This is a genomic window from Streptomyces sp. DSM 106670 (assembly GCF_055792845.1).
The window spans coordinates 4,793,795-4,819,648 of the sequence record NZ_CM147704.1; the positions used below are offsets into that span (position 1 = coordinate 4,793,795).

Annotated in this window: 22 protein-coding genes; 9 read left to right on the forward strand and 13 right to left on the reverse strand. The window is 73.5% G+C overall.

Going from position 1 to position 25,854, the window contains the following annotated elements; translation table 11 throughout:
* Positions 1-36: 36 nt before the first annotated feature.
* The 5 genes from ACSMXR_RS21210 to lanL all read right to left on the reverse strand — a co-directional run bounded on the left by ACSMXR_RS21210 (position 37) and on the right by lanL (position 8,803).
* Entirely contained in the window at positions 37-1,827 is a 1,791-nt protein-coding gene (locus ACSMXR_RS21210) for an ABC transporter ATP-binding protein (RefSeq protein ID WP_473169665.1), read from the reverse strand.
* Positions 1,824-3,611, reverse strand: a complete 1,788-nt coding sequence (locus ACSMXR_RS21215; RefSeq protein WP_473169666.1) for an ABC transporter ATP-binding protein — start codon at positions 3,609-3,611, stop codon at positions 1,824-1,826. Before ACSMXR_RS21215 ends, ACSMXR_RS21210 begins: the two co-directional genes overlap by 4 nt.
* A 139-nt stretch (positions 3,612-3,750) precedes the next feature.
* Positions 3,751-3,882, reverse strand: a complete 132-nt coding sequence (locus ACSMXR_RS21220; protein ID WP_189460106.1) for an ALQxL family class IV lanthipeptide — start codon at positions 3,880-3,882, stop codon at positions 3,751-3,753.
* Positions 3,879-5,885, reverse strand: a complete 2,007-nt coding sequence (locus ACSMXR_RS21225; protein WP_473169667.1) for an alpha/beta hydrolase family protein — start codon at positions 5,883-5,885, stop codon at positions 3,879-3,881. The genes ACSMXR_RS21220 and ACSMXR_RS21225 overlap by 4 nt, the downstream gene beginning before the upstream one ends.
* The gene (lanL, locus tag ACSMXR_RS21230) at positions 5,882-8,803 is read right to left on the reverse strand and encodes a class IV lanthionine synthetase LanL (RefSeq protein WP_473169668.1); all 2,922 of its coding nucleotides are present in this window, start codon (positions 8,801-8,803) and stop codon (positions 5,882-5,884) included. Before lanL ends, ACSMXR_RS21225 begins: the two co-directional genes overlap by 4 nt.
* A gap of 334 nt (positions 8,804-9,137) precedes the next feature.
* Here lanL and ACSMXR_RS21235 point away from each other — a divergent pair, with 334 nt between their 5' ends.
* The 4 genes from ACSMXR_RS21235 (at position 9,138) to ACSMXR_RS21250 (ending at position 12,492) form a co-directional block, all read left to right on the forward strand.
* Positions 9,138-10,331: a sensor histidine kinase gene (locus tag ACSMXR_RS21235; RefSeq protein ID WP_473169669.1), complete on the forward strand. Its 1,194-nt coding sequence runs from the start codon at positions 9,138-9,140 to the stop codon at positions 10,329-10,331.
* A complete protein-coding gene (locus ACSMXR_RS21240) occupies positions 10,319-10,951 on the forward strand; it encodes a response regulator (protein WP_137234744.1) in 633 nt (210 codons plus the stop codon). The genes ACSMXR_RS21235 and ACSMXR_RS21240 overlap by 13 nt, the downstream gene beginning before the upstream one ends.
* Positions 10,952-11,218: 267 nt before the next feature.
* Positions 11,219-12,121: a CPBP family intramembrane glutamic endopeptidase gene (locus ACSMXR_RS21245; RefSeq protein ID WP_137234823.1), complete on the forward strand. Its 903-nt coding sequence runs from the start codon at positions 11,219-11,221 to the stop codon at positions 12,119-12,121.
* A gap of 32 nt (positions 12,122-12,153) precedes the next feature.
* Positions 12,154-12,492, forward strand: coding sequence for a hypothetical protein (locus ACSMXR_RS21250; RefSeq protein ID WP_473169670.1), 339 nt, complete (start codon positions 12,154-12,156; stop codon positions 12,490-12,492).
* A gap of 513 nt (positions 12,493-13,005) precedes the next feature.
* On the opposite strand, the gene ACSMXR_RS21255 is transcribed toward ACSMXR_RS21250, so the two are convergent.
* On the reverse strand, positions 13,006-13,605 hold the full coding sequence (locus tag ACSMXR_RS21255) for a TetR/AcrR family transcriptional regulator (protein ID WP_103512052.1): 600 nt from the start codon (positions 13,603-13,605) through the stop codon (positions 13,006-13,008).
* A gap of 145 nt (positions 13,606-13,750) precedes the next feature.
* Here ACSMXR_RS21255 and ACSMXR_RS21260 point away from each other — a divergent pair, with 145 nt between their 5' ends.
* Positions 13,751-16,033 (forward strand): exo-beta-d-1,3/1,6-glucosidase, encoded by a 2,283-nt coding sequence (locus ACSMXR_RS21260; RefSeq protein ID WP_473169671.1) that lies wholly within the window; start codon positions 13,751-13,753, stop codon positions 16,031-16,033.
* A gap of 123 nt (positions 16,034-16,156) precedes the next feature.
* Here ACSMXR_RS21260 and ACSMXR_RS21265 read toward each other — a convergent pair whose 3' ends face one another.
* The 4 genes from ACSMXR_RS21265 to ACSMXR_RS21280 form a co-directional block, all read right to left on the reverse strand.
* The gene (locus ACSMXR_RS21265) at positions 16,157-16,879 is read right to left on the reverse strand and encodes a hypothetical protein (protein ID WP_364890607.1); all 723 of its coding nucleotides are present in this window, start codon (positions 16,877-16,879) and stop codon (positions 16,157-16,159) included.
* Between the two features lie 147 nt (positions 16,880-17,026).
* On the reverse strand, positions 17,027-17,566 hold the full coding sequence (locus ACSMXR_RS21270) for a MerR family transcriptional regulator (RefSeq protein WP_473169672.1): 540 nt from the start codon (positions 17,564-17,566) through the stop codon (positions 17,027-17,029).
* Positions 17,567-17,615: 49 nt separating this feature from the next.
* Positions 17,616-18,653 (reverse strand): MDR family NADP-dependent oxidoreductase, encoded by a 1,038-nt coding sequence (locus ACSMXR_RS21275; protein WP_473169673.1) that lies wholly within the window; start codon positions 18,651-18,653, stop codon positions 17,616-17,618.
* Positions 18,654-18,740: 87 nt separating this feature from the next.
* Positions 18,741-19,676 (reverse strand): hypothetical protein, encoded by a 936-nt coding sequence (locus ACSMXR_RS21280; protein ID WP_473169674.1) that lies wholly within the window; start codon positions 19,674-19,676, stop codon positions 18,741-18,743.
* Between the two features lie 314 nt (positions 19,677-19,990).
* On the opposite strand from ACSMXR_RS21280, the gene ACSMXR_RS21285 reads away from it, so the two are divergent.
* Positions 19,991-20,635: a TetR/AcrR family transcriptional regulator gene (locus ACSMXR_RS21285; RefSeq protein WP_137234749.1), complete on the forward strand. Its 645-nt coding sequence runs from the start codon at positions 19,991-19,993 to the stop codon at positions 20,633-20,635.
* Positions 20,636-20,647: 12 nt separating this feature from the next.
* Here the strand turns inward: ACSMXR_RS21285 and ACSMXR_RS21290 are convergent, their stop codons facing one another.
* Positions 20,648-21,418, reverse strand: coding sequence for a GDSL-type esterase/lipase family protein (locus ACSMXR_RS21290; protein WP_473169675.1), 771 nt, complete (start codon positions 21,416-21,418; stop codon positions 20,648-20,650).
* Between ACSMXR_RS21290 and ACSMXR_RS21295 the strand changes: the two genes are divergently transcribed.
* Complete coding sequence (locus tag ACSMXR_RS21295) at positions 21,417-22,448, forward strand: WD40 repeat domain-containing protein (RefSeq protein ID WP_473169676.1); 1,032 nt, start codon at positions 21,417-21,419, stop codon at positions 22,446-22,448. The genes ACSMXR_RS21290 and ACSMXR_RS21295 overlap by 2 nt on opposite strands.
* Before the next feature lie 13 nt (positions 22,449-22,461).
* On the opposite strand, the gene ACSMXR_RS21300 is transcribed toward ACSMXR_RS21295, so the two are convergent.
* Positions 22,462-22,863 (reverse strand): PPOX class F420-dependent oxidoreductase, encoded by a 402-nt coding sequence (locus ACSMXR_RS21300; protein WP_030628202.1) that lies wholly within the window; start codon positions 22,861-22,863, stop codon positions 22,462-22,464.
* Positions 22,864-22,912: 49 nt separating this feature from the next.
* Positions 22,913-23,827, reverse strand: coding sequence for a TetR/AcrR family transcriptional regulator (locus tag ACSMXR_RS21305; protein ID WP_473169677.1), 915 nt, complete (start codon positions 23,825-23,827; stop codon positions 22,913-22,915).
* A gap of 138 nt (positions 23,828-23,965) precedes the next feature.
* Here ACSMXR_RS21305 and ACSMXR_RS21310 point away from each other — a divergent pair, with 138 nt between their 5' ends.
* Positions 23,966-25,042, forward strand: a complete 1,077-nt coding sequence (locus tag ACSMXR_RS21310; protein WP_473169678.1) for an ATP-binding cassette domain-containing protein — start codon at positions 23,966-23,968, stop codon at positions 25,040-25,042.
* Complete coding sequence (locus ACSMXR_RS21315) at positions 25,039-25,845, forward strand: ABC transporter permease (protein ID WP_376185327.1); 807 nt, start codon at positions 25,039-25,041, stop codon at positions 25,843-25,845. The genes ACSMXR_RS21310 and ACSMXR_RS21315 overlap by 4 nt, the downstream gene beginning before the upstream one ends.
* Positions 25,846-25,854 lie beyond the last annotated feature (9 nt).

Consider the following 25,854-nt stretch of genomic DNA (forward strand, 5'->3'; position numbering starts at 1 on the left):
GTGTGGACCATTCAGTCGACGCAGTCTGCCACACGCCTACGGAGTCCCGGCGGAGACCCAGTGACCCACCAGATCCGCGTAGAGCGGGCTGCTGTCCAGGAGTTGGGCGGGAGTGCCGACGGCCGTGCGAGCGCCGTCGAGCACCAGGACGCGCGGCGCGCGCAGCGCGGAGCTGATGCGGTGCGCCACCACGACGAGCGTGGTGCCCCGGTCCGCGAAGGCCCGCTCGGCCCGCTCCTCGGCCGCCGGGTCGAGGTGGCAGCACGCCTCGTCCAGCAGCACGATCGACGCGGGGGACAGATGTGCGCGGGCCAGGGCCACGAGTTGCCGTTCACCGGAGGAGAGCGGGGGTCCGTCCAGTCCGACGGGCGCGTCCAGGCCGCCGAGCCGGTCCACGAGGGGCCGGGCGCCCACGGCCGTCGCCGACGCGAGGATGTCGGTGTCCCGCGCCTGTGGGCGCAGGTAGCGCAGGTTGTCCCGCACGGTGCCGGTGAACACGTACGCCTCCTGCGGGATCAGGGTCACCGCCCGGTGGAGCCAGGCCCGGTCGACCTCCGTCGCCGGTACGCCTCCCAGGGTCAGCCGGCCGCTGTCCGGCCCGGCCATCCCGGCCAGCAGCGTGGTGAGAGTGGATTTCCCCGCACCGCTCGGCCCGACGACCGTCAGATGTGAGCCGGCCGGGATGTCGAGGGAGAGCCCGTCGATGACGGGTGCCGCTCCCGGGCCGTACGCGTAGACGACGTTCACCAGGGACAGGTCCGGGGAACTCGGGGTTCGCGGGGTCCGCGGGGACTGCGGGGACTGCGGGGTTCGCGGGGGGAGAGCCGCGTCTAGAACCCCCGTGGGGCCGGGCCGCGCTTCACGTGTCGAGCGGCTCAACTGGCGTATGACGGTCGCCAGTTGCACGCCCCAGGAGCCGAGTACGGCGACGAGCGAGCGCAGGGCCGGAGCCACTCCGCTGACCAGGTAGCTGGTCGCGCCCAGCAGTTCGCCCACCGACAGCGCACCGCTGTCCAGGAGCCGCGGGGACGCCAACAGCAGGACCAGCAGGGGTAGATGACTGCCCAGCGACACCAGCAAGGTGTTGGCCGACGCGGTCCGGGCAACCGCCCTGACCGCGTCCCGGTGGTCGGTGATCCGGGCGGACAGGTCGTCGGCCACCCGGTCCCGGGCACCGCACGCGACGACGTCCCGGATGCCGTCGAAGGTCTCGCCCGCGACCCCCGTGAGGCGCTCCTCCGCCCGCAGTTGGCGGCGCTGGCGGCGGGCGAGGACGCGGAGGCGCGGGACGCAGAGGAGCAGGGTGAGCAGGACCGGGGGCAGGGTGAGCGCCGCCACCGGGGCGGACAGGGCGGCCAGGCCGACGAACGCCATCACCAGGGAGACGCCCAGCTGCCGGGCCGAGCGCAGCAGGGCGGACACCAGCGACCGCACGGTCTCGACCTGGACCGTCAGCCGGGCCACGCCCGCGCCCGCCGTGTCCCGGGCCCCCGCCGCCGCGCGCTGCACGGCCCCCGCGGCCACCGCCGTCACCAGGTCGTCCCGCAGCGGTTCCACGATCCGCCCCAGCCACGGTGTCAGGGTCCGGGTCATCAGGGCGCGGAAGACCATCGCGGCCCCGAGCAGGCCGATCCAGAAGAAGCCTTCGGCGGGCCGTCCCGCGAGGAAGCCCCGGTCCAGGGCGGCGGCGACGAGCAGCCCGGAGGCGAGTGCCGGAACCGCCTCCAGCAGGGACCATCCCGCCACCGCGACCGCCGCCCCGCGGTGCTGCCGCAGGAACCCGGCGAACAGGTGCCGGTCGATGGGGCGCGGGGCTGCCTCGCTCATACCGGCTCCTGGGTGTGCGGGTTCGTGTGCGGGGGCGTGTCCCGGCCGGTCCACGCTTCGGCCCCGGACCCCGTATCCCGGTCCGGGGCGGTCTCCGAGCCGGTGCTCACCGCGAACAGGGCCCGGTAGTCGTCGAGTTGCCACAGATCCGCGTGCGGTCCCAGCGCCCGGACCCTGCCGTCCTCCAGCCAGGCCACCAGGTCGGCCCGCGCGGCGGTCGACACCCGGTGGGCGATCAGCACCCGGGTGCGGCCCGACCAGGCCGAGGCGAGCGCGGAGCCGACCCGCGCCTCCGTGGCGGTGTCCAGGCTCGACAGTGCGTCGTCCAGTACGACCACCGCCGGATCGTGGACCAACGCCCGCGCGAGCCCCAGGCGTTGGACCTCTCCGCCGGAGAGCGGGGCCTCCGTGAGCGGGGTGTCGTAGCCGCGCGGGAGGCGGGCGATGAAGTCGTCCGCCCGGGCGGCCGCGGCAGCCGCCGTCACCTCCTCGCGGGAGGCGTCCGGGCGGGCGAAGGCGATCATCCCGGCCACCGTCGTACCCAGCAGCGCGGGCCGCTCGAAGGCGTGGCCGACGGCGGCGCGCAGGGCCTGAGGGGTCAGCTCCCGCAGCGGTACGCCGTCGATGGCGACCAGGCCCGCGTCGGGCTCCCGCAGCCGCCCGATCAGCGCCGCCAGGGTGCTCTTGCCCGCCCCGGACCGGCCGACCACCGCGAGCGCCGTGCCCGCCGGGACGACGAGGTCCACGGCGTCCAGGACGGTCCGGGCGCCCGAACGCACCGTCACCCCCGACAGGGTCACCGTGCCGGAGCCGCCCGCCGGGCGCACGCGGGTGCCGGGGACCGGGACCGGCTGGTCGACGACCTCGGCGACCCGGCGCGCACCGGCGGCCGACATGCCGAGCGCGAAGAGGGCGTCGAGCTGGTCCAGTGCGGCCATCGCGAGCGCCGTGTAGCCGACGACCGCGGCGAGTTCTCCCGCACTGATGTCACCGTGGAGCAGGGCGAGACCTCCGGCACAGAGCACCAGCACCTCCACGGCCGGGATCAGCAGGCCCACCTGCCATCCGGTGTCCCGCTGGAGCGCCCAGACGCGGTGCCCGGTGCGGGACAGCTCCGGGAGGGGATCCAGTACTCGGCGCGTCTCGGCCGCCGCCGTGCCGCTCGCGCCGATGGTCCGGGCCCCGCCGAGCGCCTCCAGCAGCAGGGCGGAGATCCTCCCCTGGGTCTCCTGGTACCGGAGGAACAGCCCCGAGCCGCGGTTCATGAACATCCGGGCGATGAGCGCCAACGGCGGTACGCCCAGCGAGAAGCAGAGCCCGATCCGCCAGTCGAGCAGCCACAGCGCGACCACCCCGCCGAGCGAGGTGAGCACCGCCGTCGAAGCGGTGACCAGCGTGACCCCGGCCGAGCCTGCCTGCGCGCACCCCGCGGAGAGCCGCCCCGCGAGGTCCCCGGCGGGAAAGTCCGCCGTCCCCGGCACCCCGGCGTCCAGGGCGCGCCGGGCCAGGGACCGGCGGAGGGCGGCCACCGTGCCCGAGCCGTACCCCCCGTTGGCGAGGGTCTGGAGGGCCCCGGTGGTGACGACGAGAGCGAGGAGCGCGGCGCACACGAGTACGGGGCCGGTGACGGACCGCCGGGCGACGACCGCGTCCAGGGCCCGCGCCATGGCCCAGGGGAACGCCAGCGTGCCGGCCGACCCCAGGACGGCTGTGGCGGAGGCGAGGACGAACCAGCCACGCGTCCGGGCGGTCGCGTCCCACACCAGGCGCCGGGGAGACGTCATCGAACTCCTTCCGGCCGTCCGTGGCTCCCGCGGGGGCGGACGGGCACGGGTGACGGGCACGGATCGCGGTGGGTCGTGCGTACGGGAGACACGGCATGCGCCGGACAGGCCCGGGAGGGGCCCGTCCGGCGCACGGCTGCTACTGCTGCTCGATGCTGGTGATGGAGCAGGTCCAGGTACACGTCCGGGTGCAGCCGGCCAGTGCGACGGACTCCTCGCCCTCCAGGGTCTGCAGCTCGTCGACGTCGACGGTCATGGTGTTGTCGATCATGGTGGTGTCCTTTCGTCGTGAGTGATGTGCCCGAACACCGCCGAGGACCGGCGGTGTCGCACGGCCGCGTCGGCGACCGTGAGTTCAGGGGGTGCGAGGGTGCGGCGGCGGTCCGGGACCCGGGCCGTCAGGAAGCTCACCAGCCGGTCGGTGAGTCCGGCGCCGCCCCGCTCCTGGAGCGGGTGGTGGCCCGCTCCCGCGATGTCGAGGCAGTCGTGGGGTGCGCGCTGCGGGCCGCCCGCTCTCGCCAGCGACCGGCGCAGCCGGCGCGTCTCGTCCACCGGCACGACGGGGTCGTCGCAGCCGTGCAGGGCGAGCAGCGGTACGCGGATGCGGTGGGCGAGGCGTTCGACGTCCCGGGGGCCGAGGTCGTCGTCCGGCGGCTCGCCCAGGCCGTGCCGGTCGATCAGCGCGCGCACGGCGGGCGACGACCGCTCGCGCAGTCCGCGCGCGGACAGGAACGGGGCGATCACCGCGCAGCGTGCCCAGGCGTACGGGTCGGCGCACACGGCCAGCAGGGCGAGGAAGCCCCCGTAACTGATGCCGAGGAGCACGGGCGGTTCGGCGTCCGGCGGGCGCTGCTCCGTGAGCGTACGGACCAGGGAGCGGATGTCCGCGAGGTCGGGCACGCCCCAGGCGCCGTGGATCGCCTCCGCGTGGGCCCGGCCGTAGCCGGTGCTGCCGCGCTGGTTGGGGGCCACCACCGCCGCCCCGGCTTCCGACAGGCGCGCGAGCATCGGGTCGTGGCCGAGCGTCCAGTGGTCCTCCGGGCCGCCGTGCAGCGCGACGACGACGGTGGGCGCGGTGCGCCGGTCGCCCAGGACGACGGCCTCGAACCGCCCGGACGGGGTGGCGAACCACTCGGTCGGGTCGTGCGAAGTCCCGGCTGCGTCAGGGGTGTTGGAGGGTACTCCGAGGCTGCTGGACGGGGCGTCGCACGAGGCGGGGTCGGGGTGCGCGGCAGTGTCCGGGACGGTGACCAGGTCGGCGGGACGGTCCGGGGTCGCGTACACGACGCGCAGTCCGCCCTCGCTCCAGCCCGCGACGGGGTGGAACGCGCCCGGCGGCAGTGCGGCGGGCCGGGGCCGGTCCGCCCCGACGTCGTACAGGAAGAGACGGGCCCGCGCGCCCCGGGAGACCCGCAGTGCCACCCGCTCACCCGCCGGGTCGGCGGCCAGCGGAAGGACCGCGCCGTCCAGGGAGTTGAGCCGGTCCGGGAAGGTGAGCCGGGTCCGGTCGCCGAGGGTGGTGTGGGCGATGCGCAGCCGCCCGTCGCCGGGATCGCTCGCCGTCAGCAGCAGCCCCGAGGCAGGCGCCGAGAGCAGCAGCCGGTGGATGCGGCCGTTCGCCGGCGACGGGAGAGCGTGCCACGTCCCGTCGCGCAGGTCGAGGGAGACGGGGCGGTATCCGTCCGGCCCTTCGAGGTCCGTGGCGTAGCGGTGGCCCGTTCCGTCCAGCGGCAGGAGGGCGGTGACCCGGCCCGGCAGGATCACGGGATCGCTCAGCCGCAGTGGCGTGGAACGGACCCGCCGGACGCGGGTACGGCCGTCGTGGGCGGTCTCCACCGCCAGCGCGAGCGTGCCGGGCGGCCCGCCGGGCACCAGGCGCAGGCCCCGCGCCTCGACGACCAACTCCTCGGCCCGGGAAGGGTCCTTGGGCTCGGGCCCGGTCGGGTACGGCACCCGGGGCCCGGCGAGCGCAGTCCCGGCGGCCGTGGCCGAGGCGGGCGCGGGGCGGGACAGCAGGAGCAGGTGGCGGCCGGAGCCCGCCGTGCTCCGCAGCCGCAGCAGCCCGCCGTCCTCGGTCGGCAGCACCTGGGTGGCGGTGGTCTCCGCCGGGGCGCCCTCCCGGTAGCGGGGCGGGTCACCGGCGTACGGAGAGTGCGTGCCGTCGAGGTCCCACCACCCCGGGGCCAGCGCGCCGTCGGCCGTGGCCACCAGACAGGCGGCGAACCGGGACCGCGCCGAGAAGCGGAAGCTGATGCGCTCCGGCCGCCGGTTCATCGCACCCCCACCGCGGTACGCGGGTGCCGGCCGGCGGGCGCGAAGAGTTCCGGGGTGTCCGGCATCCAGAGCCGCGGGCCCCCGTCCCGCAGGCGCAGCAGCATGCCGACCGTTCCAGCGACACCGGTCTGGTAGCCGCCCGTGACCGCTTCCAGCGACTCGTCGGGCACCACCAGCAGGCCGTCGCGTCGTACGGCACGGGTGTGGATGCACGCGGCCAGCTCCCCGGCCTGGTCGCGGTACCGGGGGTCGTCGAGCGCGGCGGACATGTCGAGCAGGAACTCCGCGTTCCCGGCGAGCCCGTGGCAGGCGGCGGGGGAGGAGAGCCACATGGCCTCCCGTACTCCGGTCGCCGCGTGTACGGCCGCCTCCCGGTGGCGTTCGTCGCCGGTCCGGGCCCAGAGCCGGACCAGGAACGTGCCGATGCCCGAGGAGCCGCTGCACCAGTGCGTCTGCCCCACCGGCCCGTCGGCGTCCCGGTCCCCGGCCGGCCAGACCGCCCGGCCGGCCTCGAACCGGGCCAGCTTCACCAGGGTGTCGCCCGCCCGGCCGGCCGCCCAGAGGAGGCCCTCGTGTTCCGCCGCCACCCCGGCGGCCAGCAGGAACGCGCCGATCCCCGCGATGCCGTGGGCGAACCCGTAGTGGCGGGCTCCGGCGAGGTTCGAGTCGAAGGCGGCCGGGACGGGCCAGATGACCCCGGCGGGGTGATCCTCGGCCGCCGCGATGATCGCGTCGGCGCAGGCGACCGCCCGGTCGCGGAAGACCGGATCACCCGTCGTCCGCCAGAAGTGCAGTTGGGTCATGCCGGCCCCCGCCGCCCCGTGGCAGATGTCCCGGTTGGGCCAGTCGACGGGAACCGCGCGCGCGAGCGCGGACGCCTCCGCGGCGACGTCCTCGTCGCCCAGCAGCAGGGCCGCGTCCAGCAGCGCCCAGGCCGTGCCGGAGCGGCCGAAGTGCAGCCCGGGCAGGAGCGTTCCGTCGGGTGTCCGGCCGGTGGGAAGACCGGCGAGACGCCGCCGTGTCCACTCCGTCAGCTCCGCCACCCCGTGCCGCACGTCGGGCCCCGCGCCCGCCGCCGCGGCCCGGGTGAGCACGGCGAGGACGCCGGCCGAGCCGTACTGGACGTTCAGCGGGTCGGTGGTCGCGCCGAACGCGCTGACGTCCCAGAGGTGTCCGCCGCTGCCGGGACCGGTGCGGAGCAGGTACGCGATGCCATCGGCGATCAGCCGCTCGCGCTCCTCGCCGGACAGGGCCGGAACGCCGCCCCCACCGGTGGCGCCCGTGCCCGTCACCCGGGTTCCGCCGGTCTCTCCGCTCCCTCCGCCGGTGGACCGGTGGCCGGTTCCGGGCAGCTCCGCGAGAGCCTTCCGTACGTGGGGCAGCTCCCAGCGTTCCTCGGGGAGCGGGGCGCAGAGGGCGAGGAGCAGGGGCAGAAGCGGTGCGGCCCAGGGGTGATCGGCGATCGCCGCCGTGATCAGGGCCTGCGTACGGTCGCCGATCGGGCGGTCGTCGGGGACCAGGAGCATGTCGACACCCGTCGCCAGGTGGAGCAGCACCGCGCCGAGGCCGTAGAGATCGCCCGCGTACGTGGGAGCCGTGAAGTCGTAGTCCCGCAGCGAGGACACCTCGGGGCCGACATAGCCGGGGGTGTACCCGCGGCGGACCGGGACGCCCTCGGGGGCCAGGTACTCGACGTCGATGAGCCGGACCCGGCCTTCCGGCGTGACCATGAGGTTGTTCGGCGAGAGGTCGCGCAGCACCCGCCCGGTGCCGTGGACGGCCGCCACGATGTCCACGATCTGCCGGCCCAGGGCCAGGAACTCCGCGAGGTCCCGCACCGGGCGCTCCACCAGCCGGTCGCGCAGCGTCCGCCCCGGCACGAACTCCTGGGCCAGGAAGAGGTTGCCGCCCTGGGCGAACAACTCGATCGCGGCCGGGGTGAAGCCCAGCGGCTCCAGCGCCTCCAGCGTCTCGGCCTCGTGGCGCAGGGTGTCCTGGAGGTCGGTGCCGTCCATGCGGACGCCCACGTGGGCCCGGGCCTCCTTCACCACGACCTGCCGGCCGGTGGTCTCGTCGGTCGCGAGATACACCCCGCCCTTGAAGGCGTGCCGGATCGCCTTGGCGACCACGTAACGGCCGTTGAGGCGGACGGACTTCCTCCCCGGTGCCCGCGTCGGTGTCCGCTTCCGCGGTCCGGCCGGCTCCTGCCCCTGCCCCTGCCCCTGCCCCTGCCCCTGCCCCTGCTCCTGCTCCTGCTCCCGCGACGGGCCCGGCGTGGTCGTCGGGGAAGCCGCCGGTTCCGGGAACGGCGGTGGCGCCCACGCGGGGGTGGTGACCCAGGCCTGACGCCGGTCCTTCTCCAGCCCGCCGCCGGGGTTGCGCAGCCGTACGTCCGTGTCCCCGTCGTTCGTCGTCGTCCGCACCCCGCCGAACACCCCGTAGCGGTAGTGGACGAGGCTGCCCGGGGCGTACGGCCGGTCCGAGAGGATGCGGGGGCCGCGCAGTCCCAGCGTCGCCGCGTGCAGCCGCCGGGCCAGCCGGCGGAACAGCTCCGGGTCGTCGGGGTAGACCGTGATGAACTTGCCGCCGCCGCCGCGGTCGGCACGCCCGCCCGTCAGCAGCGCGACCCGGTCCAGGGCCCCCGCGAACTTGAACGAGGCCCGTTCCTCGACCAGGACGTCGGCCGCCACCGCCAGGACCAGAGCCGCGGACAGCGGTGTGGCCGACAGGTGCAGCTTCCAGCCCTGCTCGCCGCTCCGGTGGCCGCGCGGCCGGACCGAGCACCAGAACTCCCCCTGCTCGACCGCCCATCGCGTCGCACCGCGCCGGTGCAGCACCCCTTCGACGATGCCGGGCAGCAGGCCGGTGTCCAGCGCGAAGAAGCTGCCGCTGTCGTGTTCGTCGCGGTCGGTGCTCACGGGCGATCCTTCCTTGCCGGTGCGGTGTGGTGGCGGGACCCTGACGGTCCGGGCGGAGCCGGTGCGCGGTGCGGAAGTGGTGATGGCCACGGATGACGCATCGTCATATGCGTTTCAGCCAGGGCGCGTCGAAAGATCTGCCGAGTTGTCCGGGAATCGCGGACCGTCCTCGGCCACCTCTGCCTATCGTGGCCGCGGGCGATCCCCCGATCGCCACGGGTGACGTTAGCGGTGTGCCGAGGGGCCGGTGCACCACCCGTTCTGGGGGGTTGCGATCAAGGGGGGCCGTCGGATCGACAGAACCGAAACCGGGCTGCACCGGGCCCGGAAGACCATGGTCATCGCCACCGCGCTGTATCGCGGCAGCCACCTGGTCGCGGGGGGTGTCGTGGTCGCGCAGCACCAGCGCGACCGCCTGTTCCCGTGGCTGGCTCTGAGTGCCGCGATCGCGTCCACCGCGCTCATCTGGTTCATGGCGGCCCGGCACCGGCGGCTCGTTCCCTGGGTCGTGGGACTCGATGTACTGGTGATCGGCTGCCTGCTGCCCTTCGGCGCGTACGCCTGGGGCGGGGCCCGCACCCAGGAGTCGGTCGCCTGGGTCATGCTCCTGGGCGGATCGGCTTCGGCCATGGCCGCCGTCGCCTTCGGAGCGCGCCTCCTCGCCGTCGCCGTGGCCCTCCTGGTGGCCACCCATCTCGCCGGGTACCTCATGGTGGAGGCGGACGCCGCCGTGACCGGCGCCCATCTGAACGCCCTGGTCTTCTCCGCCGTCGTGTCCTGGGTGCTCACCTGGTACCTCTGCCGACAGGGCGAGCAGGTCGATTCGGCCAACCGGCGGGCGCTGGCCGCGGAGGCGCAGCGGGCCAGGTTCGCGGAGCGCGTCGCCCATCACAACGCCCTGCACGACACCGTCCTCGCCACGCTGACGGCCATCGCCCGCGGCGGCGTCGACGCCAACACCTCGATGATGCGCGAGCGTTGCGCGCGGGAGGCCGCGTACCTCAGGAGGCTGGTCGAGCAGGCGGACGACCGTGAGCCGGCCTCCGAGGTGCGGGCCGCGCTCGAGGAGTCCGTACGCGCCGCCGAAGCGCTGGGGCTGCGGGTGACCGCCCGCTACCACGAGCCGCCCGCCGTGCCCGGCGAGATAGCGCTGGCCATGGCACGGGCCACGACCGAGGCCCTCAACAACGTGCGGTGCCACGCCGGTACGGGGCACGCCTTCCTGACCGCCGCCGGTGACTCCGGCCGGCTGATCGTCACCGTGGTCGACCGAGGCCGGGGTTTCGACACCGGACCCGCCGGGCCGGAAGGAGCGGGTGGACCCGCCGGACCGGGCGATGCGGGCGGAGCCGCCGGACCGAGGGCGTCGGGCGGATCAGAGAGCCCGGTCGGTCCCGACCGGCAGGCCACCGGCGGGATCGGGCTCGACCGTTCCGTGTACGCCCGGATGCGCGGCGTGGGCGGCCGGGCCTTCGTGGACAGCGCCCCCGGCGAGGGCGTCCGCGTGGAGCTGAGATGGCCGGGGTGATCACCGTCGCCGTGGTGGACGACGACCGGATGCTGCGCGACGGCATCCGTTCGTGGTTCGCGGGAGTCGAGGAGCTGGACCTCGTCGCGTGCGCGGCCACCGTCGACGAGTTGCTCGCGGGCCCCTGGGAGCCGCCGGACGTCGTCCTGCTGGACCTCATGCTCCGGGACGACCGGCCGCCCGCCGACAACATCCGCCGCCTCCGGGCGGCCGGCAGCCGCGTGCTGATGATCAGCGTGGTGGCGGACCGCGACCGGATCGTCGCGGCCATCACCGACGGCGCCGACGGCTTCCTCACGAAGGACCACGAGCTGTCCGTCCTCGTCGAAGCCGTCGGCGAGATCGCGGCCGGGCGCACCCCCCACTCCCCGGAGCTGGCCTTCGCCCTGGCCTACGACCGGGGCTCTGCCCGCCCCCGGCTCTCTCCCCAGGAACGCGAGGTGCTGGTGGGGTACGCCTCCGGGCTCACGTTGAAGGCGACCGCCCGCCGTGCCGGGATCACGGTGAACACGGCGAAGTACTACCTGGACCGCGTGAAGGCCAAATACCAGGAGACGGGGCGGCCCACCTACACCAAGATCGACCTGGCGACCCGGGTCCGCGAGGACGGCTGGCGTTGACCCGCACGCGGGCGGCATCCGAGGATCGCTGGTGTGAGCCACCCTTCTGACCTGCCTCCGCCCCCGCCCGAGCCCTCATCTCCGGGCGAACCGCCCCGTACGGACGGGCCGCCCTCCCCCTGGGCCCAGCCGTCGCACCCGCCCGCACCGGCCTGGCCGGGCGGGCCGGCAGGGCAGGCATGGCCGGGCGTGCCGGGTGGGCAGGGAGTGCCGGGCGGGCAGGGCTGGGACAGGCCCCCGGAGTGGAGCCGCCCGCCTTCCGGTCCGGTGCGCGCGCCCGCCGGCTCCCGCTACGACGAGCAGGGGCGCAACGGGCAGGGCGGACGGTTCGGCTGGCTCGGCGAGCTGGCGGTCGTCGTGGCGCTGGTCGTGGTGGGCATCCTGGTCGTCAGCATCGCCGGGTTCGTCGTCGCGGAGCTGCTGGACGCGGGGCCCGAATCGGCGGACAGCGAACTCTTCTTCGAGGACCCGGTCGCCGATCTCGTCGTCCAGCTCCTCGGCATCGCGATCGGCATCCCCATCGTCCTGCTGGCCGTCCGGCTGCTGGGCCGCCGCCCCGCCGGAACCGTCTCCTCCGTCGTCGGGCGGATCCGCTGGGGCTGGCTCCTCCGGTGCGCCGCCGTGGCGTTTCCGCTGATGATCGTGCAGATCGGCCTGCTGATCGCGTGGACCTGGAACGACGAGCCGCTCGGGGAGACGGGGACCGGCTTCCCGGGGTGGCCCGTCTTTCTGCTGAGCCTGGCCGTGGTGCTGGCGCTCGTCCCGTTCCAGGCCGCCGCCGAGGAGTACGTCTTCCGGGGCTGGCTGGTCCAGGTGATCGGCCGGGCCGTGCGGACACCGTGGCCCGCGATCGTGATCGCATCCCTGCTGTTCGCCCTGGCCCACGGGTTCGGCGAACTCTCCGGCTTCCTGCTGCTGTTGTACTCGGCGCTGTGGTGGGGCTGGCTGGTGATCCGTACCGGCGGTCTCGAAGCCGTGATCGTCATGCACGTCGCGAACAACCTGCTGGCCTTCGGCCTGGCGGCCGGCTTCGGTGAGCTGGCCAGCACGGAGACCGCGGCCGACGCGCCCTGGCAGGCCATGGTGATCGAGCTGCTCTTCGCCCCGCTGTACTGCCTGACCATGGCCCGGATCGCGGACCGCCGCGGGGTCGAGCGGGTGACCCCCTGAGGGGCCGGGGCCGACCGGGTCGGGGAGAACCTGTGGAGCGTACGAGGCTGTGGAAGTCCTTCGTCCCGGTGGTGGCGAACCTGTTGCTCGGGATTCCGGCCGTGGTGCCGGTCTTCCTGATCTGGTACGTCCTGTCCAACGGGCCCCTGGCGGAGCTGGGGTGGACCCGGCGGGATCCGAACGAGGACGACGGGATGCTGCTGTGGCTGGTCATCGTCGTGCCGGTGGTGGCCTGCTTCGGAGGTCTCTGGACCCTGCTCAACCTGTGGATGCGGCGCCGGCTGATCGCTGCGGCGTCCCCGTACCCGTACTGGTCGCTGGCGGTGACACTGACCCTCGCCCCGTTCCTCCTGGGCGTCGCCTTCGGCTGAGGAACGCGGCGGCGCAGGCCAGGGCGACGGCGAGACCGGCCGCCGTACGCAGGAGCACGCTGACCGACGGGGGAAGGTGCTCCACCGTCGAGCCGTCGGCGTAGAGGCAGGCGTTGCGCAGGGGCCAGAACTCCTGCTCCAGGCCCACCAGTGGGGCACCGGACATGTTCCTGTCCTCGCACAGTGCGGGGAACGGCCCTCCGAGGGTGACGGAGAACCAGCCGGCGCAGTACACGGCCGTGGCCGCGAAGCCGCAGAGCAGGGCGGCGACCGCGCAGATCCTGGCCGGGGAACGGGGCGGGTGCTTCAGCAGGAGAACGAGCACCAGGGCGCAGGCGGCCGCAGCCGCCGCGCTGAGCAGCAGGAACAGGCCCATCAATGGCGTCGGCACGGACCCATCCTCTCTCGGCCGGGTCAGCCGGGTCAGCCGGGTCAGCCGGGTCGGCCGGGGCAGGCGGGTCAGGCGGGTCGGAGGGGGCAGGCGCGTCAGGCAGGTCGGAGGGGTCGGCCGGGTCAGAACGGCACGGTCAGTTGGGCCCGGACGTGTGCCCGCAGTACTCCCGCCATGTCCGTCGCGCAGTCGCTGATCAGCCACTGGATCTGGAGGCCGTCCATCAGCGCGATGAGCTGCTGCGCGGCCGCCGACGGATCGACGTCGTCCCGGAGTTCGCCCGCCTGCCGGGCCTGGAGATAGGCGCGTTCGGTGTTGGCGACCGACGTACGGTAGCGGGCCTCGAAGTACGCGTGTGCCGGGTGGTCGGGGGCGGTGGCCTCCGCCGCGACCACCGAGAACAGCTCGACGATCCCGCGCCGCTTGGCGTTCAGCTCCGCGAGGTCGGTCAGCCGGCGCAGATGGTCGATGCCCCGCGTCACGCCCAGGGACAGCCACTCGTCGTCCACGTCGTCACGGCGCTGGAGCACGGCGAGGAGCAGGGCCTCCTTCGTCGGGAAGTGGTGCAGGAGGCCCGGGTGGGAGATGCCGCAGCGGGTGGCGATGACGCGCAGCGAAGCGCCCCGGTAGCCGGCCTCGCCGAACAGGGCCATCGCCTGGTCGAGGATCTCGGTCCGCTTGGCCCGGCCCTTGGCGTAGCCGCGCCGGGTTTCCGGGGTCACGCGTATTCACCCGTTGTCATCGGACGCCTTTCTCGTTCCGCCCCAGATTCTCACAGGGGCGAATACTTACCAAGCGGTCGGGATTGAGCGTACGGTACTGCGGAGTGCCGTCATGGCTGTCGTGGCCGTCGTGAAAGGAAGTCCTGTGGGTCTCAAGTCGCCGTATCTCGACCCCGAGCTGCCCGTCGGGGAACGGGTCGCCGACCTCCTGGGGCGCATGACGCTGCCCGAGAAGGTCGGCCAGATGCTCCAGCTCAACGCGAAGGAGGGGGTGCGGCACCTCGTCGAGGACCTGCACGCCGGCTCGATCCTGCACGCCTCGCCGGACCGGGTGCGCGAGGCCGCCGCGCTCACCGCCAAGACCCGGCTGCGCATCCCGCTGCTCGTCGCCGAGGACTGCATCCACGGGCACTCCTTCTGGGAGGGCGCCACGATCTACCCGACGCAGCTCGGGATGGCCGCCACCTGGGACCCGGAGCTGGTGGAGCGGATCGCGCGGGCGACGGCGGTCGAGGTCGCGGCGACCGGGGTGCACTGGACGTTCTCGCCGGTGCTCTGCATCACCCGGGACCTGCGGTGGGGCCGGGTGAGCGAGACCTTCGGCGAGGACCCGCTCCTGATCGGCGAGCTGGCCTCCGCGATGGTGCGCGGCTACCAGGGCGACGGCCTCGACGACCCGACCGCGATCCTGGCCTGCGCCAAGCACTTCGCCGGGTACTCCGAGACCCAGGGCGGCCGGGACGCCAGCGAGGCGGACATCTCACGGCGCAAGCTGCGCTCCTGGTTCCTGCCGCCGTTCGAGCGGGTCGCCAAGGAGGGCTGCCGTACGTTCATGCTCGGCTACCAGTCGATGGACGGCGTGCCGATCACCGTGAACAACTGGCTGCTCAACGAGGTGCTGCGCGGCGAGTGGGGCTACACCGGGACGCTGGTCACCGACTGGGACAACGTCGGCCGCATGGTGTGGGAGCAGAAGGTCTACGCCGACTACGCGCAGGCCTCGGCGGCGGCGGTCCGCGCGGGCAACGACATGGTGATGACCACGTCGAACTTCTTCGAGGGGGCCCAGGAGGCGGTCGCCCAGGGCGAGTTGTCGGAGACGGAGATCGACGCCGCCGTACGCCGCATCCTGACGCTCAAGTTCGAGCTGGGCCTCTTCGAGAACCCGCGCCACCCCGACGCCGGCCGGCAGGCCGAGTTCATCGGCAGTGCGGCGCACGCCGAGCTGAACCTGGAGGCGGCCCGCCGCTCGCTGGTTCTGCTGACGAACGACGGCACGCTGCCGTTCGCGGGCGGCCTGACGGCCGAAGGGGAGGGGAGGGCCACCGGGCCCGGTCCCCGTACGGTGGCGGTCATCGGCCCCAACGCCGATGACGCGCAGACCCAGTTGGGCGACTGGGCGGGCTCCTCCGGGCAGGCCGACTGGCTGCCGGACGGCCAGCCGCGCGCCATGATCCGTACGGTCCTCGACGGCTTCCGCGACCGGGTGCCCGCCGACTGGACCGTCTCGTACGCGCCCGGCGCCCGGATCCTGGATGTCGGGCCCGATCCGGAGGGGGAGTTCTTCCCGGACGGCCAGCCCCGCCCGGAGGTCGTCCACCCGGCCGCCCCCGACGCGGAGTTGATCGCCGAGGCCGTCGCCGCCGCCGAGGCCGCCGACCATGTGGTGGCCGTCGTCGGCGACCGGATCGAGCTGATCGGCGAGGGCAAGTCGACCGCCACCCTCGAACTCGTGGGCGACCAGGTCGCGTTGCTGGACGCGCTGGCCGCGACGGGCAAGCCGCTCGTCGTGGTGGTCATCAGCTCCAAGCCGCTGGTGCTGCCGCCGTCCGCGCTCGGCGCGGCGGCGATCGTGTACGCGGCCAACCCGGGCATGCTCGGCGGTCGGGCCGTGGCCGAACTGCTCCTCGGGCTGGTCGAGCCGACCGGTCGGCTGCCGCTGTCCTTCGCCCGGCACGCGGGCCAGCAGCCGACGTACTACAACCAGGTGCGCGGCCAGCACGGCACGCGCTACGCGGACCTCACCCAGCGCCCGGCGTTCGCGTTCGGTGAGGGGCTGAGCTACTCGACGGTCGCCTACACGGACCTGGAGGTGCTGACGGCGGTGGTCGACGAGTCGGAGACCGTACGGGCCCGGGTCACGGTGACCAACACCGGTGCGCGGCCCGCGCTGGAGACGGTGCAGGTGTACGTGAGCGACACGGTGACCTCGGTGACCTGGGCGGAGAAGGAGCTGAAGGCCTACCGCCAGGTGGAGCTGGCCCCCGGGCAGTCGCGCGAGGTCCTCTTCGAGCTTCCGGCCGCCGACTGCACGCTCGTGGACGCGGCGGGCCGCCGCATCGTGGAGCCGGGCCGCTTCGACCTGCTGGTGGGCCCGTCGTCCCGCGACGAGGCGCTGCTGCGGGGGGAGTTCACGGTCAAGGGCTGAGCCCAGGACCGTGACGGCCGAGCCGCCGATGGGACCGCCCCGCGCCTGACCGCGGGAGCGGTCCCATCGGTGATGTCCCCGTAGCCGTCGGACGTCCCTGTAGCCGTCGGACGTCGGCGGACGTCAGCGGACCTCGAAGAAGTCCACGTTGTGCCGGTTGACCTTGATGCCGAGCTTCACGAAGCCGCCCTTGCCGTCCTCGCCCGCGTACTTGCCCCAGTACTGGCAGTGGAAGCCGGTCTCGGTCTCCTCGTCCACGGCCTTGGCCGCGGGCAGCTCCTCGCAGGAGAGCTTGCTGATGTCGGAACGGCCCTTGTTGGCGGTCCAGAACCGGTCGTAGGCGTTCTTGGCGACCAGCAGGCCCTTCTTCGGGGTGCTGTTGTAGAAGGTGAGGAAGCTGCCCGGCTTGTACTTCTCGCTGATCTCGATCTCGTACGGGACGGTCGCGCCCTCGTAGGTCACGTTGCAGATGCTGACGGCACTGGCCTTCTGGGTCACCCCGTCCGGGCAGTTCGCGCTGGTCTTCCCCGGCACCTTGAGGCGGCCGAGCAGGTCTTCCTGGAGCTTGTGCTCGACCTTCTCGGTGAACGACGCGCCGTTGGCGGGCTTCGGGGTGACCTTGAGCTTGGGGTCGGAGCTGGACGCGAGGACGTCCGGCTGCGGCCCGGTCACCGGGACCGCGAGGTCCGCGCCCGGCTCGGGAGCCTTGGCCTCCTCGCTGGGAGCCTGGCTGGCGGAGCCGGCCGATCCGGAGGAGCCGGCGGAGTCGTCGCTCGACGAGGAGCCGCAACCGGCCGCCAGAATGCCGACGGCGGCCAGCCCGATGAGGTTCTTGGAGATACGCATAAAGGGAGCCTAAGTTGCGCCTGTGACAACCCTGTGTGGCCGATCGGGCCTCTGGGGGCCTTGAGTGGGGCGGCCAAAAGGTATGTTCAGCACGAGAATGGGGCGTTCCGGTTTGCGAACCGTACGTTCTGTGACCTTGATGGTGGCTCAGTCGAGAAGGACCCGTGGCCCGACTGTGACGGTCGGCTCGGTGACCGGGGCGGTGGCCGGGGCGCTGACCGGGCCGATGGCCGAGGCGGTGACCGTGACCGGCGGGGTGCCCGGGACCGGGACCGGGCCGGTGGCCGCGGCAGGCTTCGGGGCGGGCCGGCGGGCGTCGTCGCCGAAGACCCGGCGGGCCAGCTCCTCGCGGAGCCGGACGAGCCGGGCGATCTCGGCGTCGAGGGCGGCGAGCCGGCGGCCGACGACACCGGACCCGGAACCCTCCGGAGCGTCGGCGGCGCCGCACCGCGGTGGCGGGTCCTCGGTGAGGAGGTGGAGACGGTCGGCGCAGGAACGCAGGTCCTCAATGGTGAACCCGGAACTCAGGAGCTCGCGGATGACGCGGAGCAGGGCGACCTCGGCGGGCCGGTAGTCGCGCTGGCCCGAGGCCGTGCGGCCGGGCGGCGGGAGCAGCCCGCGTTCCTCGTACAGCCGCAGCGCTCTGGGGGTGCAGCCCGCCGCCGCTGCCGCCTCACCGATCCGCATGGACGCCCGCCCCCGATTCCCCGCTCCCGGCCGTCCGCCCCGGCCTCCGCTACGGCAACTCCACGACCACGGCGCCGAAGTGCCGGCCCCCGATCAACTCCTGCAACGCCTGCGGAGCGCGATCGATGCCCGGGATCCGGGTGTGGGGGAAGACGATCTCGCCGGAGCGCAGCCACTGCCCGAACCGTCCGGTCCACTCCTGCTCGACGTCGGGATGGTCCGCGCCGCTGTAGCCGCGTAGCGAGACGCCCCGGGTGATGACCCGGAAGGAATCGATCTCCACTGGTGAGCTGCCGCCCGCCCGTCGCGCCGACAGCTGTCCGGACAGCGCCCCGACCAGGGCGAAGCGGGCCCCCTGGCGGGCCGCGTGGACGGCCGCCGCGAGCTGTTCACCGCCGACGCTGTCGAGCAGGACGTCGATGCCCTCGGGCGCGGCGGCGGCGAGCTGGGCGGCGAACGGGGTGTCGGCGTCGCCCAGGATGACGGCGTCGTAACCGAGTTCGGCGACCAGCCGCTCGGCCTTTCCGGCGGACCGGGTGCTGCCGATCACCCGCCCCGCGCCCAGCAGCCGGGCGATCTGGCCCGCGAGCGTGCCCACGGCCCCGGCCGCGCCGGTGACCAGGACGGTGTCACCGGCACGGACCCCGGCCAGGCGGGTCAGGGCCCCGTAGGCGGACGAGCCCTGGGCCAGGTGGGCGACGGGGTCCGGCAGGACGTCTCGGACGGGCGTGCAGTGGGCGGCGTCCACCACGGCGTGGTCCCGCCACCCCTGGAGGTGGGTGACGGTGTCGCCCGGCCGCAGCGGGCTGCCCTCCGCCGCCGCGACCACCTCGCCGACGGCGGGGCCGAACAGGGTGTCGCCGCTGCGCAGGGCGGGGAGCGGCACTCCGTCGACCTCTCCGCCGATCAGGGTGCGCAGCCCCGGGAAGACGAGGAAGGCACGGTTGCGGACGAGCACCTGGCCGGCGCCGGGTGCCGGCAGAGGCGCTTCGACGACGGCGAAGTTCTCCGGTGCGGGCAGACCTTCGGGTACGGAGGTCAGCCGGACCTCCCGTGCGGTACGGGGCGGGTGCGGGACGGCGGGCATGGCGGGCTCCTCGGCTCCGGCCCTGACAGGGCCGGGGTTTCGGCGGCTGGGGTGCGGTGACGCTAACCCCTGCCCCGTACGTCAGGGTCAAGCCGAAGTGCCGCTGCCGGAGCTCCCGGCGGACCTCGTCAGCTTGTACAGGTCCCAGGAGTCCGGGTCGCCGATGTACTGGTAGAGGGTGGGCCGGCTCTCCGTGCCGCCGATGTTCCAGATGGCGTACGAGCACGCTTCGAAGCTCACGTCCACGCCCTGCGACCAGCGGTCCGTGCCGGGCTCGAAGGTCCAGCTGCCCTGCCCCGTACAGCTCTTGTGGCCGTCCTGCGGGCCCGACGGCTCCTGGTCCGTCGCGCCGTACTCGCCCCAGACGTCGAGCGCTTCCTCGTCGACGTCGACGGCGGTGACCCGGCCGTCCGCGGTGAAGGTGAGCGTCCCGCCCCTTCCGTCGGACCAGGTGCCGACGATGTCCGCCGAGGTGACCGCCGGTGGGCGGTACTCCCGGAGCAGCCCCGTCGCCAGGCCGGTGCCGCCGAGGACGGCGGTGAGGACCACGGCGGCCACGCCCCACAGCAGCACGGGCCCGAAGACCCGCTTCCGCCGTGACCGCCAGAGCAGGGCCGGAACGGTCAGCGCGGCCGTGGTCAGGAACCAGCCTGTCGTGACCGCGACGGGCCCCGCGCCCCCGGACAGAGCGACAACGGCTCCGACCACCAGGAGCGAGACGGCCGCCGCCACCACCGGAACCCACCACCACACCTCGCGCCCGCCGAAGCGGCGGCCCAGCACTTCGCTCAGCCAGGCGGTCGGGAGGACGAGGGCCAGGGACAGGACGGCTGCGGCGCTGGTCGTGAACACGGCGAGCACGGGCAGCAGCAGGACGAACATCGCCGAACCGCCGACGCCGGTGTTCGGCGACTCCTGGGTGACGCCGTACACGATGTTGGCGACGAGCATGATCGCTGCTTCCAGGTGCAGGACCAGGATCGAGAGCAGCAACGACAGCCCGTAGGGCCGCTTCTTCTCCATCGTTCTCACCGTTGAGCCCCCCTTGCGCACGGTGATGTACGCGGCGCGCCCGGCCGGGGCGGCAGCTGTGGCCATCGTGGCAGAGCCGTTTGAACGCGTTCAACGCGGGGTTCGCCGTGCGACGCGGCGCACCTGAGGGCCGAGCACGGGGGCGCATCCGGGGCGCGCAAAGAAGAAGCGTTTCCGCGTGCGGGTATTCGCCCGTACGGGTGTGGCGCGGCCGTCCGGACGGCGGTGGGGCGAGCACAATGGGGCGGCGGTTCGTGCAGAGGCGCGCAGGCCCCTCTCCCGCACCTTGCGCTCAAGGAGGACCGGTGGCGGAGAGCTGGACGGTTCAGCGGACCGGGCCCGGGGATGTCGCGCGCACCCAGGCGCGCGAACAACTTCTGGAAGCAGCCAGGGAGTTGTACGGCGTCAACGGATACCGGGAGACCGCCGAGCACGATGTGTGCGAGGCGGCCGGCGTGCCGGTCGAGGTGCTGCGTCAGGAGTACGGCTCCCGGGAGGGGCTGCTCATCGCCCTCCACAACCGGGTCACGACGACCGGGCTGCGGGCGGCGGAGAGCGCCCTGCTGACCGAGGGCATCGAGGAGTGCTCGATCGCGGAGCGGGTCCGGCGGCTCTTCGACGCCTATGTGGAGTCCGTCACCAGCGACCCGCGCGAGGCCCGCGTGACGTTCGTCGAAGTGCTGGGCGTGAGCGCCGTGGTGGACGAGCACTGCAAGCTCTGGCGGGCGCTGTGGACGGAGTTCCTGACCGGGGAGGCCGAGCGTGCGGTGGAGCGCGGCGAGGCGGAGGACCGGGACCACCGGGTCGACGTGATGGTGATGGTCGGCACGGTCCACGAACTGATGGCCCACCACGCCCGCCGCTGCCGCCGGGCCCGCCCCGGCGAGGTCTCGGGCGAACTGACCCAGCTGGCCCTGTCGATGCTGGGGTCGCAGCGGACGGGGGAATGAGCCGGGAGGGCGTCAGGCGGGCAAGGACTGCGCCGGAACCCGCTGCCCGGCATACGGCCCGCCCAGCCCCCACGCCTGGTGCATCGCGTCGGCGAAGGTGGCGGCGAGCTTGTGTTCGCCCGTCGGGCCCGGGTGGGTGCCGTCGTACGTGTCCGTGTGGATGTCGTAGCCCGGCGGGCGTGACGCCAGCAGGATCGGGGACGACGGGGTGTCGAGGTCGGCCACCGCCTTGGCCAGCAGTTCGTTGAAGTGGGCGCAGGAGGCGGCGAAGGGGGCGTCCGTCTCGGCCCGGACGTTCGGTATCACCGGGAGCAGCACCATGCGGATGCGCGGGTTCGCCGTGCGCGCCGCCGCGATGAAGGCGCGGGCGTTGGCCGCCGTCTGCCCGGCGTCCGTGTAGAACCCGAGGTCTATCAGGCCGAGCGAGACCAGCAGGACGTCCGCCTCCGTCTCGCGCACCGCGTCCGCGATCACCGGGGCCATGTGCAGCCAGCCCTCGCCCCAGCCGGACAGATGCCGACGGGCGGCGAGCGGGAAGGACGGGTCGGCGTACGCGTGGGAGAGCGGGGCGCCCGCCCCGGCGTCGTACAGCGTCGAGCGCGGGCCGACGATCTCGTACGGGAGGCCGGCGGATGCCTCCAGGTGCTGCCACATCCGGTAGCGCCAGGTGACGTCGCCGGCGCTCCCGATGGTCATGGAATCGCCGACGAAGAGGAAACGCATGGCGTCATCATGGCCGATCACGGCTCCGGCCTGCGACGTGACGATGGACACTTGGGCCATGCGTTCGTATCCGACCGGCCCGACGGGCACCCGTGCCGCAGCCCTCGCCGCCGCCCTTCTGCTGTTCGCCGGGGCCGGTCCGGCCATGGCCGACGACGGGCGGCCCGACCGTGACTTCACGATCGAGGACCCCCGCATCACCGAGTCCAGCGGCCTCGCCGCCAGCCGTGCGCACCCCGGCGTCTACTGGACGCACAACGACAGCGACGACGGCCCCTACGTCTTCGCCGTCGACTCCCGCACCGGGAAGACCCTCGCCACCATCACCATGCGCGGCGTGGGGGAGCCGAGGGACGTCGAGGGCATCTCCATCGGTCCGGACGGCGACATCTACGTCGGTGACATCGGCGACAATCTGGACGGCAGCTGGGACCACGTCTGGATCTACCGGTTCCCCGAGCCGAAGCAGTTGCGCGACGCGACCGTCACGGCCGTCCAGTACGACGTGAAGTACGCCGACGGGGCCCGCAACGCCGAGGCGCTGATGGTCCACCCCAAGACCGGCCGGGTCTACATCGCCTCCAAGAACGAGGACGGCGGCGGCCTCTACGAAGGGCCCGCGAAGCTGACCGCCGGTTCCACGAACGTGTTCCGGCGGGTGGGCGAGGTGCCGTGGGTGACGGACGGGGCCTTCTCGCCCGACGGCACCCGGCTGGCGCTGCGCTCGTACTTCAGCGCCCGCGAGTACGCCTTCGAGAACGGCCGCCTCGGTGCGGACCGGCCGGTCGCCGCACCGTTCCAGCGCCAGGCGGAGTCGGTGACGTACACGGCGGACGGCACGGCCCTGATGTTCGGCTCGGAGGGCGCGCGCAGCGGTGTCGTCCGGGTGGAGGTGAAGGGCGGGCCGGGGAACGGTTCGGATTCCGGCTCCGGCTCCGGGGCTCCTTCGAAGGGCGGCGCGCGGGGCGACGCCGACAAGGCAGGTGACGGGGATGGTGACGGTGGCGGCAACGCGGCGCTCGGGGCCGCCGTCCTCGTCGGGGTGGCCGCCCTCTGGCTCGCGCTGAAGCGGCGGCGCGGTCAGGGATGAGGCGGCTGTCGCCTCAGGTGTCGTCCGTCACCGGCCACACCTCGTAGTGCAGCGTCCGGTCCCGCTTCAGCCGGTGCGCGAGCGGGACCAGCACGCCCTGCACGATCGGGTATTTGCGCGACATCATCCGCGCCGCGTGCGTGTTCTCCTTCGTGCCCGGCCGCAGCAGCCGCGCGTGCGCCCTGATCTGCGGTCCGGTGGGTCTGCCCCGGACCGTGCAGGGGGCGAGCTCCACCTGCGGGTGGTTGCGCATCCGCTCGACCTTCCAGGCGGAGGAGAACGTGCGGATGAACGCGTGATCGCCCTCGACGGCGATGTTGACCGGTGTGCCGACGGGGGTCCCGTCCTGCCGGTGGGTGCTCAGCAGGACGGCGTACTGCTTGACGAAAGGAGCGAGCTCCCGGCTGGCGTCCATATATCCATTGGGGCACGGGCCGGGAGCGTTGTCATGTCCGGGCTGCTGTTCAGCCCGAGGTCCCCGCCGTCCCCGCCGTCCCCGCCGTCCCCGACGTACTCTCCGCTGCCCGTTCCGCCGTCCGCTCCGCGACCAGGGCCTCGAATCCGGCGATCAGCCGTCGCAGCCCGAACTCGAAGTGGTCGAAGTCGGGGCTGAAGGTGTCCTCCGACATGCCCGCCATCATCGGGTAAGCGCCGCTGAGCATGGCCCGTTCCAGGTAGGGGCGCTGGTTGTCCCAGAACTCCTCGTCGCTCAGCCCGGTCTGCGCCACCGCCTCCGCCTCGTCGGCCTGGGTGCGGGCGAGGCCCTCCACGAAGCTGTTCACCGTGATGATCACGCCGATCAGCTCGGGGTCGCGCAGCCCCATGGTCCGTAGCGAGGTGAGCGAGAGCTCCAGCCCGCGCAGGGCGCTGGGGCCGAGCACCGTACGGGCCTGGTTGATCTTCAGCAGCCAGGGGTGGCGGCGCAGGTTGTCCAGGTAGGTGCGGGCCATGGTGTCGATCGCCGCCCGCCAGTCGGCCGGGGCGTCGGCCGGTTCGGCGGGTGCCCCGGACGTGTCGGCGGGGTCCGCGCCCGCTTCCGTGCCCGTGCCCGTGTCCGTGCCGGTGTCCGAGGGCAGCGGCTCGCCCAGTACCCGGTCGAGCATCAGGTCCAGCAGTTCGGCCTTGCCGGGGACGTACCGGTAGAGCGACATCGTGCCCGTGCCGAGCTCGGTGGAGAGCCGGCGCATGGAGACGGCGGCCAGCCCTTCCGCGTCCGCGACGGCGACCGCGGCCGTGACGATCCGGTCGAGCGTGAGGCCCGGTTTGGGGCCGCGGCTGGGGCGCTCCCCGGTGCCCCACAGGAGTTCCAGGCTGCGCGCGATGTCGCCGCTCCCGGTGGCCGTGCCGTCCGTCGCCGCTGTCGATCCGTCTTTCGCCATGGGGTCAGCGTAATGCTCCGGAACGGATGTGGGTACACCGTACCCGTATGAGAGTACACCGTACTCAGTGTGGGGTGCGGTGTACTCAATTGGCTTCTGTCGGTCGGAGAAACAGGGGGTCGCGCCATGCCTGTGTCCATGTCCACATCCACGTCCATGTCCATGCCGGAAACCGCGTCCGGGTACGCGGTGCTTACCGAAGGCGTGGTGAAGCGGTACCGGGGGAAGGGCGGGACGGAGAAGCGGGCGCTCGACGGATTCGACCTCGCCGTCCGCCCCGGCACCGTCCACGGACTGCTCGGCCCGAACGGGGCCGGCAAGACCACCGCCGTGCGGGTCCTCGCCACGCTCCTGCGGTACGACGCGGGCCGGGCCGAGGTCGCCGGGCTCGACGTGGCCAGCGAACCCCGCCGCGTACGGAGCCGGATCGGGCTCACCGGTCAGTACGCGGCCGTCGACGAGGGCCTCACCGGGCGGCAGAACCTGGAGATGTTCGGGCGGCTCTTCCACCTCGGCAACCGCCGGGCCCGGCAGCGCGCCGGGGAGCTGCTGGAGCGGTTCGACCTGGTCGAGGCGGCCGACAAGAGCGCCGGCGAGTACAGCGGCGGCATGCGGCGACGGCTCGATCTCGCCTCCTCGATGATCCTTTCCCCCGATGTGCTCTTCCTGGACGAGCCGACGACCGGGCTCGACCCGCGCGGCCGGGGCGAGGTCTGGGACGCGGTCCGGGCCCTGGTGGCGGGCGGTACGACGGTGCTGCTGACCACGCAGTACCTGGACGAGGCGGACCGGCTCGCCTCGCACATCACCGTCATCGACCGGGGGCGGGCCATCGCCGACGACACCCCGGACGCGCTCAAGGACCGGGTCGGCGGTGACCGGATCGAGGTCGTGGCCGCCGACGCGGGGGACCTCGCCACGGTGGCGAGGACGGTGGACCGGGTGGCCGGCGGCGGTCTCGTCGTCACCGACGCCACCACCCGCCGGGTGCACGCCCAGGTCGCCGACCGGGTGGCCGCGCTCACCGAGGTGGCCCGGAGCCTCCAGGACGACGGGATCGCGGTGGAGGACATCGGGCTGCGCCGGCCGAGCCTGGACGACGTGTTCCTGCGCCTGACGGGTCACGGCACGGAACCCGACACGGAACCCGACCCGGGCCACGGCACGGAACACGGCACCGGGAACCACGACGCGCGAGAGGTGGCGGCGGCATGACCACGCTCGAACGGAGCCTCCCCTACTGGGCGGTCTCCGACTGCTGGAACATCACCCGCCGCACCCTGACCCACTACCAGCGCCACCCCTCCGCCATCGTCTGGCAGCTCGGCTTCCCGATCCTCTCCGTCCTGCTGTACGGGTACGTCTTCGGCAGCGCGATGAAGGTGCCCGGAGGCGGGGACTACCGGGTGTTCCTGATGCCCGGCATGTTCGCCATGACGATGGCCATGGGCTTCATGAACACCGCCGTGGCCGTCGTCACCGACGTCTCGAAGGGGGTCGTCGACCGCTTCCGGTCCATGCCGATGGCCCCCTCCGCCTTCGCCTCCGGGCGCGGGGCGGCCGATCTGGTGGTGGCCGCCGCCGAACTGACCATCCTGGCCGTCACGGCGCTGCTGATCGGCTGGCGCGCGGACGGCGGGGCGATGGCGGCGCTCGGAGCGTTCGGACTGCTCCTGCTGCTGCGGTTCAGCCTGATCTGGGTCGGCGTCTGGCTCGGCATGCTGGTGCCCACCCCGGAGGCGGCGGGCGGACTGTACGCGGTCGCCTTCCCCCTCACGATGATCTCCAGCACCTTCGTCGCCCCGTCCCTGATGCCCGGCTGGCTGGGCACGGTCGCGGCCTGGAACCCGATCTCCTCGACCGCGACGGCCACCCGCGAACTGTTCGGCAACCCGGTGGCGGGCGGCGGCACCTGGGTGGAGGAGCACGCCGTGCTGATGGCGGTGGTGTGGCCGCTGGTGATCACGCTGGTCTTCCTGCCGCTGGCGGTCCGCCGCTTCCAGCGCCTGAGCCGGTGAAGGGCCTCG